Here is a 17,282-nt window from a genome sequence, read left to right as displayed (position 1 = left end):
CCGCGGCCACGCGCACGACGCCAGACTCGCGCGGGCGAGCCTGTGAGTAGTGCGGGGGGTGGCGCGCGCGCTCCCCGCCCCACCCGCCACTCTCTCACGAAAGGACATCGGGTCATGACGACACCGGTTCTGCAGATGCGGGAGATCGAGAAGAGCTTCCCGGGTGTGAAGGCCCTCCAGGGCGTCAGCCTCGACGTGAACCGCGGCGAGATCCTCGCGATCTGCGGCGAGAACGGCGCAGGCAAGTCCACCCTGATGAAAGTGCTCTCGGGCGTCTATCCGCACGGCACATACGACGGCGAGATCATCTACGAGGGCGAGGTGGCCGCCTTCGGCGCGATCACCGACTCCGAGCAGAAGGGGATCGTGATCATCCATCAGGAGCTCGCGCTGATCCCCTATCTGAGCGTCGCCGAGAACATCTTCCTCGGCAACGAGCGACGCGCGAAGAACGGCCTCATCGACTGGGACAGGGCGAACGCCGAGGCATCGGCGCTCCTCGCCCAGGTGGGGCTCGACGAGAACCCGGCCACGCCCGTCGCGCAGCTCGGGGTGGGAAAGCAGCAGCTCGTCGAGATCGCCAAGGCGCTGTCGAAGAACGTGCGCCTGCTGATCCTCGACGAGCCGACCGCCGCGCTCAACGACACCGACTCCGCGCACCTGCTCGATCTGCTGCGCCGGCTGCGCGACGAGGGCATGACGTCGATCATCATCTCGCACAAGCTCAACGAGATCGCCGAGATCGCCGACCGCACCACGATCATCCGCGACGGCAAGACGATCGAGACCCTCGACATGAAGGACCCTGCCTCGACTCAGGAGCGGATCATCCGGGGAATGGTCGGCCGCGATCTGGCCCACCGCTACCCCGAGCGCGTCTCGGACCCGGGCGAGGAGGTGCTGCGCATCGAGAACTGGTCGGTGAGCCACCCCACCCAACCGGGGCGCGTCATGGTCGACGACGCCTCTCTGTCCGTCCGCGCCGGAGAGGTCGTCGGCATCGCCGGTCTCATGGGTGCCGGACGCACGGAACTCGCGATGAGCGTGTTCGGGCGCACCTACGGACGCCACGCACGCGGCAAGGTCTTCGTCCGCGGCAAAGAGGTGAACACCTCGACGACGAGCGCCGCCATCCGTGCGGGCATCGCCTACGCCACCGAGGACCGCAAGCGATTCGGGCTCAACCTCATCGACGACATCCGGCACAACATCACCATGGCGTCGCTGCGCCTGATCAGCCCGGGCGGATGGATCAACGCGAACCGCGAACTGCAGGTGGCGGAGCAGTACCGGGCCGAGCTGAACATCAAGACCCCCAGCGTGCTCCAGCTCGTCGGCAACCTCTCCGGAGGCAACCAGCAGAAGGTCGTGCTGAGCAAGTGGATCCAGACCGCACCCGATGTCCTGATCCTCGACGAGCCGACCCGCGGGATCGACGTCGGCGCGAAGTACGAGATCTACACGATCATCAATCGCCTGGTCGCGGCTGGCAAGGGAGTGCTGGTGATCTCCTCGGAGCTCCCTGAGCTCCTCGGCATCTGCGACCGCATCTACACCCTGGCCTTCGGCAGGATCACCGGTGAACTCCCCGCCGCAGAAGCCACACAGGAGAACCTCATGCAGCTCATGACCCTCGAAAGGACGGCCGCGCGATGACCGGCGTCAGCAACCTCTTCAGCCTCGCCACGCGGAACCTCCGCCAGAGCGGCATCCTCGTCGCCTTCATCGCGATCGTCGCGTTCTTCGCGATCCTGAACCCGACGTTCCTCTCGCCGGGCAACCTCACGAACATCGTCCTCCAGTACTCCTACATCCTGATCCTCGCGATCGGCATGGTGATCGTCATCATCGCGGGTCACATCGATCTCTCCGTCGGCTCGGTGGTCGCACTCACCGGTGCGACGGCCGCGGTCATCGTGATCCGCGGGCAGCAGCCGTGGTGGGTCGGCGTTCTCGCGGCGATCGCCGTCGGGCTGCTCGTCGGGGCATGGCAGGGCTTCTGGGTGGCGTACGTCGGCATTCCCGCCTTCATCGTGACGCTGGCCGGCATGCTCCTGTTCCGCGGACTCACCTTCATCGTGCTGAGCAACGTCTCGCTGTCGCCGTTCGGCGGCACCTACTACTCGATCGCCAACGGGTTCATAAACGGGTTGTTCGGCGGCTACGGGGTCGACGTCTTCACACTCGTGATCTTCGCGATCGGCGTCGTCGGCTACGCCGTCTGGCAGGTTCGCAGCCGCCGGTCGAAGCTCGCACACCAGCAGTCGGTCGAGGCGCTGGGCTGGTTCGTCGCCAAGATCGCGATCGTCGCGGCCGTCGTGATGTGGTTCGGCTACCAGCTGTCCACGAGCCGCGGCCTCCCGTTCGTCCTGATCATCCTCGCGGTGCTGATCATCGCGTACTCCGTGATCACGCAGAAGAGCGTCTTCGGCCGCCACGTCTATGCGATCGGCGGCAACCTGCACGCGGCCCTGCTCAGCGGCGTGAACGTGCAGAGGGTCAACTTCTGGATCTTCGTGAACATGGGCATGCTCGCCGGCATCGCCGGGGTCGTGTTCTCCTCGCGCACGAACGGGGCTCAGCCCGGAGCGGGCAACATGTTCGAGCTCGACGCCATCGCCGCCTGCTTCATCGGCGGTGCGGCCGTCACCGGCGGCGTCGGCCGAGTGGGCGGCGCGATCGTCGGCGGCCTGATCATGGCGGTGATGAGCAACGGCATGCAGCTCATGGGCCTCGACCAGGCGACCCAGCAGGTGGTCAAGGGTCTCGTGCTGCTGATCGCCGTCGCCTTCGACGTCTGGAACAAGCGTCGGGCCGGTGCCGCCCGCTGACCGCGGTGACGGCATCGACGCGCGATAAGCTCCCGCTATGAGCAGATGGCCCGCGGGATCCCAGTCGGGGTTGCGCGAGGCCAACACGGCGAAGATCGTCGACGCGGTCAAGCGCTTCGGCGGGCTCACCCAGGTCGAGCTCGCCGAAGCGACCAGCCTCTCGACGGCCACCGTCTCGGCCATCGTGAAGGAGCTCAGCCTCTCGGGTCTCATCGAGACGCACCCGACCTCGCGCAGCGGTCGGCGCGCGCAGCTCGTGACGATCGCGCGTCGAGCTGGCCTGGTCGCCGCCGTGCAGATCGGCAATCGCAGCATGCGCGTACGGCTCTCCGACGTCGGACAGGACGTCCTGGCCGATCGGTCGATGCCGCTGCCGACGGACCATGCCGAAGACACCGTGCTCGATCGCATCACGCTCCTCATCATCGACATGCTCGGCATGATCGCCGCGGATGCCGACGACCTGATCGGCGTCTGCATCGCCCTGCCGGCGCCGGTCGACCCGGAGACGGGGCTGATCGCCTACAGCGGGGTGATGCGCCGATGGGAGACCCGGCCGGTCGCCGAGGTCGTCGAACAGCGGATCGGCTGCCCGGTGCTCGTCGAGAAGGATGCGAATCTCGCCGCCCTCGCCGAGGCCACACTGGGCACGGCGCGAGATGTGAAGGACAGCTTGTTCGTGCATGCCTCGTACACGGCGAGCGCGGGTGTGGTCCTGAACTCGCAGATCTACCGCGGACGCTCCGGCACGGCGGGCGAGATCGGCCATGTGCAGGTCGACCCCGCAGGGTCGGTCTGCGCCTGCGGCCAGCGCGGCTGTCTCGAGACGGTGGCCGGCGCCGAGGCCGTCACCGCCCCCCTGCGCGCCACCTTCGGACAGGTGACCTTCAAGGATGTCATCGCCCGCGCGGCCGCGGGCGACCCCGGGTGTGCGCGGGTCGTCGCCGACGCCGCGACGGCACTCGGACGCGTCGTGGCGGCCGCCCACCAATCGCTCGCGCCCGAGGTGATCACGGTTGGCGGCGAGCTCGTCGACGCGGGGCCCATCTTCCTGCTGCCGTTCGCCGCCGCCGTCCGCGACAACGCGCCGCAGGGGCGGACTCCGCGGCGCGACCCGGTGCCCTCATCGTTCGGCAAGGATGCCGTGCTCATCGGCGCGATCATCCACATCCTGCAGTCGACGGATCCGTCGCAGCTGCTCGAGGACCGCGCGTGAACATCACCGCCGCGCAGGCAGAGCCCCTGCTCACCCTGCGCGGGATCTCGATGCGCTTCGGGGCCGTCGAAGCGCTCACCGACGTGGACTTCACCGTGCACGCTCGAGAGGTCGTCGGTCTCATCGGAGACAACGCCGCCGGCAAATCGACTCTGGCCAAGATCATCGCCGGAGCCTTGGCGCCGACCTCGGGCGAGATCCGCATCGACGGCGAGCGCGTCGAGATCTCGAGGCCGGCGGAAGCCCATCGTCTCGGGATCGCCACCGTCTTCCAGGATCTCGCGGTCTGCGAGAACCTCGACGTCACGGCGAACGTGTTCCTCGGCCGCGAGCTGCGCACCCCGAGCGGGATGCTGCGCGAGGGCGAGATGGAGCAGTCGACCAGACAGGCGCTCAGCGACCTCGCCGCGAACATCCCCTCGATCCGCTCCGCCTTGAACACCCTCTCGGGCGGGCAGCGACAGGCGGTCGCGATCGCCCGCACGCTCATCAGCCAGCCTCGCATCGTGATCCTCGACGAGCCGACGGCGTCGCTCAGCGTCGCGCAGACCGCCGACGTCCTCACGCACATCGAGCGGCTCCGCGAACTCGGTCTCGGCGTCGTCTTCATCAGCCACAACATCGCCGATGTGCAGGCCGTGTCGGATCGCGTCGAGGTGCTTCGTCACGGACGCAACAACGGCTCGTTCGCGAGCCAGGACGCCGCGTACTCCGACCTCATCGCGGCGATCATCGGCACCTACCGCGCCCCCTCCTCCGCGTCGTCGGGCTGAGCCGGGCACCCGCGCGACGACGCGGTGCGGCATGTCGACGCGATTCGCTCCGCCGACACCCCCGATCGCGAAGTACGGTCGGAAGGATGCCGCAGCGGGAGGCGGCACAGAACCACCGGAGGCTCGAACGATGACGACAGAGAACACAGGCGCGACCGTCGGCGTGGACGGAGCGAAGGGCGGTGCGACGGGCGGATCCACGGGCGGTGACGAGCAGCACCTGAAGCGGGCGCTGAGCAACCGCCACATCCAGCTGCTCGCGATCGGCGGTGCGATCGGCACGGGCCTGTTCATGGGCAGCGGCAAGACCATCTCGGTCGCCGGCCCCTCCGTGATCTTCGTCTACATGATCATCGGGTTCATGCTCTTCTTCGTCATGCGCGCGATGGGCGAGCTGCTGCTGTCGAACCTCAAGTACAAGTCGTTCAGCGACTTCGCCAGCGATCTGCTCGGCCCCTGGGCCGGGTTCTTCACCGGCTGGACGTACTGGTTCTGCTGGGTGGTGACGGGAGTCGCCGACGTGATCGCGATCGCCGGCTACTCCGACGCGCTGTTCCCCGGCATCCCGCTGTGGATCCCCGGCGTGCTCGTGGTCGTGATCCTGCTCGCGCTGAACCTGCCCACCGTCGCCGCGTTCGGCGAGATGGAGTTCTGGTTCGCACTCATCAAGATCATCGCGATCGTCGCCCTCATCATCACCGGTCTGGTGATGATCTTCACCGGCTTCCAGCACGACGCGGGAACCGCGAGCTTCGCCAATCTGTGGGAGCACGGCGGGATGTTCCCGCACGGCTTCCTCGGCTTCGTCGCCGGATTCCAGATCGCGGTCTTCGCGTTCGTCGGCGTCGAGCTCGTCGGCACGGCGGCAGCCGAGACCAAGGACCCCGAGCGCAATCTGCCCAAGGCGATCAACGCGATCCCGATCCGCATCCTGCTGTTCTACGTCGGCGCGCTCGTGATCCTGATGGCCGTCACCCCGTGGACGGAGTACGTCGCGAACGAGAGCCCGTTCATCGCGATGTTCGCCCTCGCGGGCCTCGGCATCGCCGCCACGGTCGTCAACCTCGTCGTGCTGACCTCGGCGATGTCCAGCGCGAACTCGGGCATCTACTCGACCTCGCGCATGGTGTTCGGCCTCGCACAGGACGGCGATGCGCCGCGACTCTTCGGACGCCTGTCGAAGCGGCGCGTGCCGCAGAACGCACTGTTCCTCTCGTGCATCCTGCTGCTCTCCGGCGTGGTGCTGCTGTACGCGGGCGAGGACATCGGCACCGCGTTCTCGATGGTGACCACCGTGTCGGCGGTGTGCTTCATGTTCGTGTGGACGATCTTCCTCTGCAGCTACCTGGCGTACCGGCGCCGGCGTCCCGAGAAGGTCGCGACATCGACGTTCCGGATGCCCGGCGGCATCTTCATGGTCTACGTCGTGCTGGCGTTCTTCGTGTTCATCCTGTGGGCGCTCACGACGCAGCCCGACACTCTGACCGCACTGCTCGTGACGCCGATCTGGTTCGTGCTGCTGCTCGTCGCCTGGTTGTTCGTGCGCAGATCGCAGAACCACCTGACGCGGCACGCGGCGCACATCGCGTACCTGCGCGACGACTCCGCGGAGTAGTCGCCCCCTCTCGCGTCCACGACTCAGCATCCCGGTGGGAGGTTCCGTCAGGGCCTCCCACCGCGTCGAGCGCGGGCGTAGCGTCGTCCTCGACGAAAGGACACGACATGCACACTCGCACACTCGGACAGGGACTCGAGGTCTCGGCCATCGGTCTCGGCTGCATGGGGATGTCGCAGAGCTACGGCCCCAACCCGGGCAGCCGCGACGAGATGATCGCCGTTCTCCGTTCCGCACTCGACCACGGAGTCACGTTCTTCGACACGGCGGAGGTCTACGGGCCGTACGTCAACGAAGAGCTCGTGGGCGAGGCGCTGCAGCCGATCCGCGACCGGGTCGTCATCGCGACGAAGTTCGGCTGGCGCATCGAAGACGGCACGAGCGTCGGACTCGACAGCCGGCCCGAGCAGATCCGCCGCGTCGCCGAGGAGTCGCTGCGACGGCTGCGCACGGACGTGCTCGACCTCTTCTACCAGCACCGCGTCGACCCCGACGTGCCGATCGAGGACGTCGCCGGCACGGTGGGCGAGCTGATCGCCGAGGGCAAGGTGCGCCACTTCGGCCTCTCCGAAGCATCCGCCTCGACGATCCGTCGCGCGCACGCCGTGCAGCCTGTCACCGCCCTGCAGAGCGAGTACTCGCTGTGGACCCGCGATCCCGAGGACGAGGTGCTGCCCACCCTCGCCGAGCTCGGCATCGGCTTCGTGCCCTTCAGCCCGCTGGGAAAGGGATTCCTCACCGGCACGGTCGATCAGAGCACCTCGTTCTCGGACGGCGACATCCGCGGCACGATCCCGCGCTTCAGCGAAGAGAACCGGGCCGCGAACCAGGCCCTCGTCAGTCACGTCACCGCCCTCGCGGAGGCGAAGGAGGCATCCTCCGGCCAGGTCGCGCTGGCCTGGCTGCTCGCCCGGCAACCGTTCATCGTCCCGATCCCCGGCACCAGACGCACCTCGCGCATCGCCGAGAACGCGGAGGCGACGACCGTCGCCCTCTCAGCCGATGAGATGGCCGATCTCGACCAGCTCGCGGCACGGGTGGGAGTGCAGGGCGACCGCTACAACCCGCAGCAGATGTCGTTCGTCGACCGTTGAGCAGGCGGCGCTGAGCAGGCACCGTTGAGCAGGCGGCGGGGCTGGGTAGTCTGAGGCGGATGACTCCGCCCCGCAGCCACCCGGCGACCATCGCCGCGCCTGTGGAGCACGAGCTGGTCATCAAGAAGTCCCGATTCATCGCGACCGTCACTCCGGTCGCCTCGGTCGAGGACGCGGATGCCGTGATCGCGCGCCTCCGCAGGCAGTGGTGGGATGCCCGGCACAACTGCACCGCGATGGTGACCGGTCTGCTCGGCGACCAGGCGCGGTCCTCCGACGACGGCGAGCCCTCGGGGACAGCCGGCGTGCCGATGCTCGAGGTGCTGCGCCGCCGCGAGCTGACGGACGTCGTCGCGGTGGTCACCCGCTACTTCGGCGGAGTGAAGCTCGGCGCCGGCGGGCTGGTGCGGGCCTACTCCTCGGCCGTCTCGGACGCCCTCGACCTCGCCGCGCTCGTGCGGCGGCAGTCTCTCACCCGGATCACGATGGAGGTGTCGCACGCGGATGCCGGACGCATCGACAACCTGCTGCGCGACTGGGTTCTGCATCACGGGGCGACGCTCGGCGAACCTCGCTACGGGGCACGGGCGACGCTGGAGGCCTGGGTTCCGGCGCCGGAGCTCGACCGACTCGCGGATGACATCGCGGCGGCCTCCTCCGGGGCCGTCGTGCCGGTGATCGGCGGCGAGCGCATCGTCGACGTGCCCGACTGACACCGACGGCCACGGCCGATCCACAACAGCAGCCGGATATTCTGGATGCCGCGATCTCGGAAGGAGAGCGATGTTCGACAGCCCGCTCTCGGCGTCCGCCTACGAGATCCTCGGTGTGGACCCGTCGGTCGACGACGTCGAGCTGCGGCGCGCCTACCGGCTGCGCCTGCGCGAGTCGCACCCGGACACCGGCGGCGACGCCGCCGTGTTCATCCAGGTGCAGCGCGCGTGGGAGCTCGTCGGCACCGCCGAGAGTCGCGCCGCCTACGACCGCCGCAGCGGCACGCACCCCGGCATCCCGTCGGAGCCGGAGTGGAGCGGATGGCGTCCGCAGACCGCGACGCGCACCGACACCCGCCCCAGGGCGCGCTCGTACGGCCACCCCGGCGGCTGGCGTCGCGAGCGCTATCTGTCGCTGATCCGCGAATGGGCGGGCCGCGGCGTCGAGGTGCCGGACCCCTACGACCCCGCGCTCGTGCGCTCGGCTCCGCGAGACCTGCGACGGCTGCTCGCCGATGCTCTGGCCGAGGAGGCGACCGCCCGCACGGTGAGCGCCCTCGGCATGGGCTTCACCGTCTGGCACGACGTCGCCTCGGGCGCGGATGCCGACGACAAACTCGACCACGTGGTGCTCAGCCCGTCGGGTCTGTACGGCGTGATGTCGGAGGACTTCGGCGGCGTCGTCGGCTTCCGGCGCGGAGAGATCACCGGGCCGAGCCTCGGCACCCGCGCGCCGGTGACCGCCGCCCTCGCCCGCATGCGCACGGTGGCCAAGGCCGCCAGGGTGAAGTTCGGCGGAGCGATCATGGTCCTCCCCGACGACGATCTGTCGCAGGCCGTCACACCGCTCGGCAGCAGCCGCGGCATGCCGGTCGTGGTCGTGCGGCGCAGCGCGCTGTCGATGGTGCTGCGCCAGGGTGTCCCGGGCGCCCGCGCGATCGGGGGCAACGAGCTGTTCGACGTGCGCACCCGTCTGCAGCAGACCATCACGTTCGTCTGATCCCGGGCGGGACCGGGATCAGAGGGGCCCTTGACCGCATCCGTCAAACCGGTTTACACTCGCTTCACCCGCGATCGTCAAACCGGTTGAACTGTGCCGAGTCCACCCCGACGATCTGCCCGATGATCCACGAGGAGGTGGCATGAGCCGCACGACGATCGCAGATGTCGCCCGCGAGGCCGGCGTCACCAAGGCCACCGTCTCGCACGCCCTGAGCGGCAAGCGCCCCATCTCCGACGACACGAGGGCCAAGGTCCTCGCCGCGGCCGAGAAGCTGGACTGGGTGCCGAGCCAGAGCGCCAGGGCCCTGGCCACACAGAAGGCCAACGCCGTCGCCGTCGTGCTGGCCCGCGACCCCGAGGTCATCGCGAACGACTCGTTCTTCCCGGCCTTCATCGCGGGCGTCGAATCGGTGCTCGCCGAGACCGAGACCGGACTGATCCTGCACGTCGTCCCCGACCGCGCCGCCGAGGAGCGCGCCTACCGCGCGCTCAGCCATGGCCGAGCCGACGGCGCCCTGCTGCTCGACCTGCGCACCGACGACTGGCGCGTGCCGCTGCTCGAAGAGCTCGATCTGCCCGCCGTGCTCGTGGGCGCCTATGAGCGGCCGACCCGGTTCTCCTGCGTCCGCACCGACGACGCGGAGCCGATCCGCGAGATCATCGCCCACCTGCGGGCCGACGGCCACGAGCGCATCGCGCATGTCGCGGGCCCCCTCGACTACGTGCACTCGCGGGTGCGCGCGGACGCCTACGTCGACGCCGTCGGAGGAGACGAGCTGCTGCGTGAGGGCGACTTCACCGCCGCCAGCGGCCGCGCCCGCACCGCCGAGCTGCTCGATCTGCCGGATCGCCCGACCGCCATCCTGTACTCGAACGACACCATGGCGATCGCCGGCCTGTCGTTCGCCCGCTCGAGCGGGCTCAGCATCCCCCGCGATCTCGCGATCGCCGGCTTCGACGATGACCACCTCTCCGCCCACCTCTCCCCCGCTCTCACGAGCGTCTCGTCCGGGCCCGCCGCGCGAGGACGCGCGGCCGCCCGCCTGCTGCTGGCCGACATCCTGGGCGCCGAACCGCGCACCGAGGTCGTCGACTGCAACGTCGTGCACTTCCGGGAGAGCACCACCCGCTAGACGATCACCCGAACCATCGCGTCAAGGAGGACACCATGAAGAAGAAGATCCGCGCCGCAGCGCTCCTGGGAGCGGCAGCGCTCGTCGTCACCGGATGCTCGGCGGGCGGCGGGGGCGGCGGAGAGGGCTCCGCCGATTCCACCGGCCCGATCGACATCTGGCTGTCGAACAACGAGCAGGAGGTCGCCTGGGGCACCGCCGTCGTCGACGCCTGGAACGCCGAGCATCCCGACGAGAAGGTCAATGCGCAGGAGATCCCCGCCGGCTCGTCGTCGGAAGAGGCCATCACCGCCGCGATCACGGCGGGCACCGCGCCCTGCCTCGTCTACAACGTCGCTCCGGCGGCCGTCTCGGGCTGGGTCAAGCAGGGCGGTCTCGTCGACCTCAGCACCATGGAGGGCGGCAGCGACTACATCACCGACCGAGGCGGCGACGTCGACTCCTACGCCACCGACGGCAGCTTCTACCAGCTGCCGTGGAAGTCGAATCCCGTGATGGTGATGTACAACAAGGCGCTGTTCCAGGCCGCGGGCATCGACCCCGAGGACCCGCAGATGAACACCTACGACGCGTTCCTCGACGGCTCGCGCAAGATCGTCGACTCGGGCGTGCAGAGCGCCATCTGGCCGGCGCCGACGAGCGAGTTCTACCAGCCCTGGTTCGACTTCTACCCGCTCTACCTGGCCGAGACCGACGGCACGATGCTCGTCGAAGACGGTACGTCGACATTCGACTCGGACGCCGGCAGCGAGGTCGCCGAGTTCTGGAAGACCTTCTACGACGAGAAGCTCGCGCCGAACGAGGCGTCGACCGACGATGCGATGTCCGCCGGCACGACCGCCATGCAACTCGCCGGCCCCTGGGCGATCCCGTCGTACGCCGACACCGTCGACGTCGGCTTCATGCCCGTGCCCACGAGCGACGGCCGCGAGAACCCGACGACCTTCGCCGACTCGAAGAGCGTCTCGATGTTCACCGCCTGCGAGAACCAGGGCACGGCGTGGGAGTTTCTGAAGTTCTCCACCAGCGTCGACAGCGACGGACAGCTGCTCGAGGCGACCGGTCAGATGCCGATGCGCACCGACCTCACCGGCACGTACGCCGACTACTTCGACGCGAACCCGAACTATGTGTCGTTCGCCGAGCAGGCCGAGGCGACGGCGGATGTGCCCAGCATCCCCAACTCCGTGGAGGCCTGGCAGGCGTTCCGTGACGAGTACTCCGCCTCCGTGATCTTCGGCAAGGAGTCGATCGACGACTTCCTGAAGACCGCGGCGACGAAGATCGACGACCTCGTCGCCGAGTGACGCGATGACCGACACCCGACGGCTGCGCACCCGATGGCTGGGTGCGCAGCCGATCGGCGGCCTCTTCGCGCTGCCGTACCTCGTCTTCGTGATCGCGATCTTCGCGTACCCCCTCGGGTTCGCGATCTACATCGCCTTCCACGACTACTTCTTCACCGCCCCCGGCGTGGAGGTGGAGCGTCCCTTCGTGGGTGTCGACAACTTCGTCACCGTGCTCACCGATCCGCGCGTGCTCGGTTCCTTCCGCAACACGCTGATCTTCCTCGTCATCAACGTGCCGCTCACCGCCGTGCTGTCCCTCGTGCTCGCCGCGGCGTTGAACACCGGCATCCGCTGGGTCGCCGCCTACCGGGTGGCGTTCTACGTTCCGTACCTGACGGCGAGCGTCTCGCTCGTCGGCGTCTGGATGCTGCTGTTCTCGGGCAACGGGCTGATCAACACCGTCCTCGGCCCGCTCGCGCCCGACCCGTCCTGGCTGGTGAACAGCGGACTCGCGATGCCGATGATCGCGCTCTACGTGACCTGGAAGCAGTTGGGGTTCTACATCCTGCTCTACCTCGCGGCCCTCCAGAACGTGCCCAAGGAGTTGTACGAATCGGCCGAGACAGACGGCGCCGGAGCATTCTCCCGTTTCTGGAACGTCACGATCCCCGGCGTGCGCAACGCCACGACGCTCGTACTGATCCTGTCGATCATCACCGGCGCCAACCTCTTCACCGAGCCGTACCTGCTCACGAACGGCGGCGGCCCGGACGGCGCCTCCTCGACACCCGTGCTGCTCATCTACCAGCTGGGCATCCAGCAGCAGAACCCCGACACCGCGGCGGCGATCGGCATGATCCTCGTGATCCTGGTCGGGATGCTGTCGCTCGCCGCCAACCGCGCGACCAGGGAGCGATGACCATGAGACGCACACGTTCACTTCCCCGCATCCTGAGCCTGATCCTGCTCACGGTCGCGGCCATCGGCTTCGCCTTCCCGTTCTACTTCATGCTGGTCGGCGCGTTCCAGGAGAACCCGACGAACTCGCCGAACGAGCTCTTCCCGACCTCGGGGTGGACCGTCGACAACTTCGTCGCGATCGACTCCCGCATCGATCTGGTGGGATCCCTGCTCAACTCGCTGATCTTCACCGCCGGCGTGCTGCTCGGCACCGTCGTGTTCGGTCTGCTCGCCGGTTATGCGATCGCCCGTCTCGACTTCCGCGGTCGCGGCGTGATCTGGGTGCTGATGCTGCTCGTGCAGATGGTGCCGTTCCAGCTGCTGATGATCCCGCTGTACGTGCAGATCACGCGCAGCTACGGACTCGGCGATTCGTACCTCGGCATGATCCTGCCGTTCCTCATCAACACCACCGCGGTGTTCATCTTCGTGCAGTTCTTCAAGGCGCTGCCCGTCGAGATCTTCGAGGCGGCGCGCATCGACGGCGCCGGGGAGATCAGACTGCTGACATCCGTCGCGATCCCGCTGATCAAGCCGGTGCTCGTGACCGTCGTGCTCGTCACCTTCATCGGTCCCTGGAACGAGTTCCTCTGGCCGTTCCTCATCACGAAGGATGCGTCGCTGCAGCCGCTCGCCGTGTCCCTCGCGAACTACATCTCCAATGTCGCGCAGTCCACCGCGAACCCCAACGGCGCGATCCTCGCCGGTGCGACGGCGTTGGCCTTCCCCGTCGTGATCCTGTTCGTCGTCTTCCAGCGGTTCTTCCGAGCCACCGACCTCGGCGCGGCCGTCAAAGGCTGATCGCTCGCCGTCTCACCAGAAAGGGCATCCATGTTCACCGGAGCCACCTTCCCCCTCGGACCTTTCACCCCCTACGAGGGCAACCCGATCCTGCGGCCGAAAGGCGACAGCTGGGAGTCCGCCAACCTCTACAACCCGGCGGCGATCGTCGACGGTGACGAGGTCGTGCTGCTCTATCGCGCGCACGCCGACGACATCGTCTCGCACATCGGCATCGCCCGGTCGAGCGACGGCGTGAACTTCACCCGCGAGGACGCACCGATCCTCTCCCCCTCCGAGGACTACGAGCGGTTCGGATGCGAGGACCCCCGCATCGCCCTGATCGACGGCACCTATTACCTGACCTACACCGGTTGGGACAGGCGCAGCGCGCAGCTGTGCCTCGCGACCTCGACCGACCTGCGCACCTGGACCAAGCACGGACCGCTGTTCGAGGACTTCGACACGTTCAAGACCATGGATCCGCGCGGGTTCAACTGGTCGAAGGCCGGCGTGATCGTGCCTCAGAAGATGCACGGGAAGTGGTGGATGTACTTCGGTGAGGGCGCGATCTACTGGGCGACCAGCGATGACCTCATCCACTGGACGCCTGGCGCTCCCGACACCGAGCCGATGTACTCCCCGACCCCCGGCACGTGGGACGAGGCGCTCGTCGAGATCGGCACCTCGCCGGTGCTGGCCGACAACGGCCTGCTCGTGTTCCTCACGAACGGGGCGACCCGCACGGTGCACGACGACGGAACGGTCGACGTCGACTACCGCTGCGGACAGATCGCCATCGACCCCGACGAGCCGACCCGCGTGATCGCCCGACTGCAGGAGCCGTGGCTGCGCCCGCAGACCTTCGAGGACATGCACGGCCTGGTGTCGAACGTGACGTTCGTCGAAGGGCTCGTGAAGTTCCAGGACAGATGGTTCGCCTACTACGGCCAGTCCGACACGACCCTCGCCGTCGCCGTCCACGATCCCGCGCAGCCGTGGGGCCGCGCACTGCGAGACGCTGTCGGCTCAGGCGCCGACGAGGAATGAGACCATGTCCCTCTCCCGACGCACGTTCCTGACCGCGGCGGCCGCCGGCTCGGCGCTCGCCCTGCTGCCCCTCGATGCGCGCACGGCGCAGGCCTCGGCATCCGCCGGTCTTCACCCCTGGGGCCTCGCACCGCTGGACGGCGCACGCGGTGCCCGGCTCACGAACCTCGCGCATCTGCGGTTCCTGCTCGCCGAGGTGCCGGTGGTCGCGAGCGCGACGCACACCACGTTCGGCATCGAGGAATCGCCGCGGGTGCTCGCACCGTGGACGTACGCCGACACCGACGGCGCCGGCGGATACCGCCCCGTCGGCGGCGGCACACGCGACGCCGTGACGGGGTACTGGACGCAGGGCGCGTACAACGCCGACGACATCGCCCGGGCAGCCATCGTGTTCCTGCGGGACTGGCAGGCGACCGGCGACCCGCAGAGCCGAGACGAGGCGCGAGATGTGCTGCGCTCGCTCGCTTTCCTGCAGACGACGAGCGGCGACGACGCCGGGCGGGTCGTGCTGTGGCAGCAGGAAGACGGCACGCTGACTCCGAGCGCGATCCCCGTCGAGCTGCCCGACCCCTCGGACTCGGCCGAGTCGTACTGGCTCGCCCGCTCGGTGTGGGCGTTCGGCGAAGGGTACGCCGCGTTCCGGCGGGAGGATGCCGCGTTCGCGGCGTTCCTGCTCGAGCGGCTGCATCTCGCCCTCGATGCTCTCGGTCGCGAGTCGCTGTCGCGCGCCGGGCAGTGGGTGCGCAGCGACGGCAGGGACCTGCCGGCCTGGCTGATCGCCGGCGGAGCGGATGCCACGGCCGAGGCGATGCTCGGGCTCGCCGCCGCGGCCGAGGCCGGCGACGCCCGCAGCCGCCAGGCCCTGCAGACCTACGGCGACGGCGTCGCCGCGATGGCGAGCGATCCGAAGAAGGGCTGGCCGTTCGGAGCCGTGCTGCCGTGGACCGGGTCGCTCGGGTTCTGGCATGCCTGGGGCGCGGCGGCACCCGAGGCCCTGGCCAGGGCCGGTGCGGTGCTGCGTCGACGCGACTGGAAGGCCGCAGCCGTCGCGGATGCCGGCACGTTCACGCCGCAGGTGCTCGCCTCGGGCGGGCCGCACAACGCGTGGGCGCCGCTGCCCGCCGAAGCGCAGATCGCGTACGGCGCGCACGGTCGCGTCGCCGGGGCTGTGCAGGCCGCGACCGTCGGAGGCGAGGGGCTGCGCGTGCTCGCGGGGCTGGCGGCCGGCTGGTTCTTCGGCGCCAACACCGCCGGCATCCCGGTCTACGACCCGGCCACCGGCGTGACGTTCGACGGCGTCGAGACCGACGGGCGTGTGAATCGCAACTCCGGAGCGGAGTCCACGATCCACGGACTCCTCACGATGCTGCTGCTCGACGCGAACCGCGACATCGCCCGCATCGCGACATCGATCACCGGGTCGTCGTCGTTCTCGGGGCTGAGGGTGCTCGAGGCCGAGAGCGCTCGGCTCTCGGCGGGGTGCTCGATCGTGCGCCCGGAGGGCGGCGCGTGGATCGGAGAGGGCAACCTCTCGGGTGCCGCGTATGTGCGGGTGCCCGCGGGCGAAACGGTCGAGTTCGACGTGACCGAGGCCGACGGCATCCTGCACGGTCTCGTCTGGCGCCAGGCCGCGGATGCCGGAGACGCGGTGTGGGAGGTGTTCCGCGGTCGCCGGCGACTCTGGAGCACGCGCACCCCCGCCGGAGGCGCCGGCGATCGGGGCCTCACCGAGGCCGACGGAATGCTGGTGCCGCAGCTGCTCGGCGGCGACCTGCCCGCCGAGGCGGTGACCGTGCGCTGCACGAGCCGCGGTGACGTGCGGCTCGACGCCCTGGTGGTCCAGCCCGCGGTCTCGTCGGCCGTCTACGCGACGACCTCGGGAGCTGCCGTGCTGTACGCCGGAGGCACCCGGCGGGACCAGCGCATCGCTCCCCTCGCGCCCGGATCAGGACGCTCGTACGACGCAGACGGATCGCAGCGGGGCCAGGCCGTGCAGGGCGGCCGGGTGCGGGTGCGCGGCGGCGGGTTCACGATCACCCGCTGACGTCCGGACCTGCCGCCGGCCGTTCCGAGACCCGGGGGATGGCGATGATCGTCCGGGCTGTCCGCCGGCGAGACCTCGGGACTACGGTTGCGTTGTGCCTGCGCTCCCCGAATACGACCCGCTGCCCGACCGCCCCGCGCCCGACAATCCGTCGGGAAAGCTCGTGCTCCTGCGCCACGGCGAGACCGAATGGTCGAAGGCCGGTCTGCACACCGGCCTCACCGACATCCCGCTCACCGCCCGGGGCGAGGATCTCGCTCGCGGAGCCGGAGAACTGGTCGCGGACTACGACTTCTCCCTCGTGCTGACCTCGCCGCTGCAGCGCGCACGGCGCACCGCCGAGCTCGCCGGTCTGCACGCAGAGGTCGATCCGCTGCTGGTGGAGTGGGACTACGGCGGATACGAGGGACGCACGACGAAGGACATCCGCGAGGAGCTCGGCTACAACTGGAGCGCCTTCACGCACGGGGTGATCCGCGGCGCGACGCCGGGCGAGACCGTCGAAGAGGTCGCCGCCCGGGCATCGCGGGTGCTGACCCGCGTCCTGCCCGCCCTGGCGGACGGAGATGTCGCCCTCGTCGCGCACGGCCACTTCCTGCGCATCCTGACCGCCGTCTACCTGCGGCTGGCGCCGCGTTTCGGCGCGCAGATCACCCTGAACGCCGGATCCGTCTCCGTGCTGAGCTTCTACCGCGAGCAGCCGGCGATCCTGTCGTGGAACTACGGACTCGAGCTGCCCCTCGCGCCCTCGGAGTCCTGACGCCGATCGAGGCTGCGGC

General features: G+C 69.1%; 15 protein-coding genes. All 15 read left to right on the top strand.

All coding sequences use genetic code 11. From position 1 onward, the window contains the following. Window positions 1-114 precede the first annotated feature (114 nt). The 15 genes from mmsA to ABTZ43_RS09750 all read left to right on the top strand — a co-directional run bounded on the left by mmsA (window position 115) and on the right by ABTZ43_RS09750 (window position 17,263). On the top strand, window positions 115-1,656 hold the full coding sequence (gene mmsA / locus ABTZ43_RS09820; RefSeq protein WP_056414643.1) for a multiple monosaccharide ABC transporter ATP-binding protein: 1,542 nt from the start codon (window positions 115-117) through the stop codon (window positions 1,654-1,656). Then, window positions 1,653-2,831 carry a multiple monosaccharide ABC transporter permease gene (gene mmsB / locus ABTZ43_RS09815; RefSeq protein WP_045252812.1) on the top strand — a complete coding sequence of 393 codons (1,179 nt, stop codon included), beginning with the start codon at window positions 1,653-1,655 and terminating at the stop codon, window positions 2,829-2,831. The genes mmsA and mmsB overlap by 4 nt, the downstream gene beginning before the upstream one ends. A gap of 37 nt (window positions 2,832-2,868) precedes the next feature. After that, entirely contained in the window at window positions 2,869-4,047 is a 1,179-nt protein-coding gene (locus ABTZ43_RS09810; RefSeq protein ID WP_253384935.1) for an ROK family transcriptional regulator, read from the top strand. Then, window positions 4,044-4,820 carry an ATP-binding cassette domain-containing protein gene (locus ABTZ43_RS09805; protein WP_082539274.1) on the top strand — a complete coding sequence of 259 codons (777 nt, stop codon included), beginning with the start codon at window positions 4,044-4,046 and terminating at the stop codon, window positions 4,818-4,820. Before ABTZ43_RS09810 ends, ABTZ43_RS09805 begins: the two co-directional genes overlap by 4 nt. Before the next feature lie 130 nt (window positions 4,821-4,950). Next, window positions 4,951-6,435, top strand: a complete 1,485-nt coding sequence (cycA, locus tag ABTZ43_RS09800; RefSeq protein ID WP_350538649.1) for a D-serine/D-alanine/glycine transporter — start codon at window positions 4,951-4,953, stop codon at window positions 6,433-6,435. Window positions 6,436-6,542: 107 nt separating this feature from the next. Continuing rightward, window positions 6,543-7,529 (top strand): aldo/keto reductase, encoded by a 987-nt coding sequence (locus ABTZ43_RS09795; RefSeq protein ID WP_350538648.1) that lies wholly within the window; start codon window positions 6,543-6,545, stop codon window positions 7,527-7,529. Between the two features lie 59 nt (window positions 7,530-7,588). Continuing rightward, window positions 7,589-8,242: a YigZ family protein gene (locus tag ABTZ43_RS09790; RefSeq protein WP_056414634.1), complete on the top strand. Its 654-nt coding sequence runs from the start codon at window positions 7,589-7,591 to the stop codon at window positions 8,240-8,242. Window positions 8,243-8,312: 70 nt separating this feature from the next. Next, window positions 8,313-9,242: a DnaJ domain-containing protein gene (locus tag ABTZ43_RS09785; RefSeq protein WP_350538647.1), complete on the top strand. Its 930-nt coding sequence runs from the start codon at window positions 8,313-8,315 to the stop codon at window positions 9,240-9,242. Between the two features lie 142 nt (window positions 9,243-9,384). Then, window positions 9,385-10,377 (top strand): LacI family DNA-binding transcriptional regulator, encoded by a 993-nt coding sequence (locus ABTZ43_RS09780; RefSeq protein WP_149422008.1) that lies wholly within the window; start codon window positions 9,385-9,387, stop codon window positions 10,375-10,377. A gap of 35 nt (window positions 10,378-10,412) precedes the next feature. Beyond that, the gene (locus tag ABTZ43_RS09775; RefSeq protein ID WP_149422007.1) at window positions 10,413-11,684 is read left to right on the top strand and encodes an extracellular solute-binding protein; all 1,272 of its coding nucleotides are present in this window, start codon (window positions 10,413-10,415) and stop codon (window positions 11,682-11,684) included. Window positions 11,685-11,688: 4 nt separating this feature from the next. Then, complete coding sequence (locus ABTZ43_RS09770) at window positions 11,689-12,585, top strand: carbohydrate ABC transporter permease (RefSeq protein ID WP_149422006.1); 897 nt, start codon at window positions 11,689-11,691, stop codon at window positions 12,583-12,585. 2 nt (window positions 12,586-12,587) lie between these two features. Beyond that, window positions 12,588-13,427, top strand: coding sequence for a carbohydrate ABC transporter permease (locus ABTZ43_RS09765; protein ID WP_350538646.1), 840 nt, complete (start codon window positions 12,588-12,590; stop codon window positions 13,425-13,427). A 30-nt stretch (window positions 13,428-13,457) separates the two neighbouring features. Next, window positions 13,458-14,456 (top strand): glycoside hydrolase family 130 protein, encoded by a 999-nt coding sequence (locus tag ABTZ43_RS09760; RefSeq protein WP_350538645.1) that lies wholly within the window; start codon window positions 13,458-13,460, stop codon window positions 14,454-14,456. A gap of 4 nt (window positions 14,457-14,460) precedes the next feature. Further along, the gene (locus ABTZ43_RS09755; protein ID WP_350538644.1) at window positions 14,461-16,503 is read left to right on the top strand and encodes a hypothetical protein; all 2,043 of its coding nucleotides are present in this window, start codon (window positions 14,461-14,463) and stop codon (window positions 16,501-16,503) included. 94 nt (window positions 16,504-16,597) lie between these two features. Beyond that, entirely contained in the window at window positions 16,598-17,263 is a 666-nt protein-coding gene (locus ABTZ43_RS09750) for a histidine phosphatase family protein (protein WP_350538643.1), read from the top strand. Window positions 17,264-17,282 lie beyond the last annotated feature (19 nt).

It is taken from the genome of Microbacterium sp. NPDC097977 (assembly GCF_040302605.1).
GTDB lineage: Bacteria > Actinomycetota > Actinomycetes > Actinomycetales > Microbacteriaceae > Microbacterium.
The sequence above is the reverse complement of the archived record's forward strand: the minus strand, read 5'-3'. Positions and strand labels throughout refer to the sequence as shown.

Coding starts and splice junctions, on each gene's coding strand:
- mmsA (WP_056414643.1), top strand. CDS start 115: ATGACGACACCGGTTCTGCAGATGCGGGAGATCGAGAAGAGCTTCCCG.
- mmsB (WP_045252812.1), top strand. CDS start 1,653: ATGACCGGCGTCAGCAACCTCTTCAGCCTCGCCACGCGGAACCTCCGC.
- ABTZ43_RS09810 (WP_253384935.1), top strand. CDS start 2,869: ATGAGCAGATGGCCCGCGGGATCCCAGTCGGGGTTGCGCGAGGCCAAC.
- cycA (WP_350538649.1), top strand. CDS start 4,951: ATGACGACAGAGAACACAGGCGCGACCGTCGGCGTGGACGGAGCGAAG.
- ABTZ43_RS09795 (WP_350538648.1), top strand. CDS start 6,543: ATGCACACTCGCACACTCGGACAGGGACTCGAGGTCTCGGCCATCGGT.
- ABTZ43_RS09790 (WP_056414634.1), top strand. CDS start 7,589: ATGACTCCGCCCCGCAGCCACCCGGCGACCATCGCCGCGCCTGTGGAG.
- ABTZ43_RS09785 (WP_350538647.1), top strand. CDS start 8,313: ATGTTCGACAGCCCGCTCTCGGCGTCCGCCTACGAGATCCTCGGTGTG.
- ABTZ43_RS09780 (WP_149422008.1), top strand. CDS start 9,385: ATGAGCCGCACGACGATCGCAGATGTCGCCCGCGAGGCCGGCGTCACC.
- ABTZ43_RS09775 (WP_149422007.1), top strand. CDS start 10,413: ATGAAGAAGAAGATCCGCGCCGCAGCGCTCCTGGGAGCGGCAGCGCTC.
- ABTZ43_RS09770 (WP_149422006.1), top strand. CDS start 11,689: ATGACCGACACCCGACGGCTGCGCACCCGATGGCTGGGTGCGCAGCCG.
- ABTZ43_RS09765 (WP_350538646.1), top strand. CDS start 12,588: ATGAGACGCACACGTTCACTTCCCCGCATCCTGAGCCTGATCCTGCTC.
- ABTZ43_RS09760 (WP_350538645.1), top strand. CDS start 13,458: ATGTTCACCGGAGCCACCTTCCCCCTCGGACCTTTCACCCCCTACGAG.
- ABTZ43_RS09755 (WP_350538644.1), top strand. CDS start 14,461: ATGTCCCTCTCCCGACGCACGTTCCTGACCGCGGCGGCCGCCGGCTCG.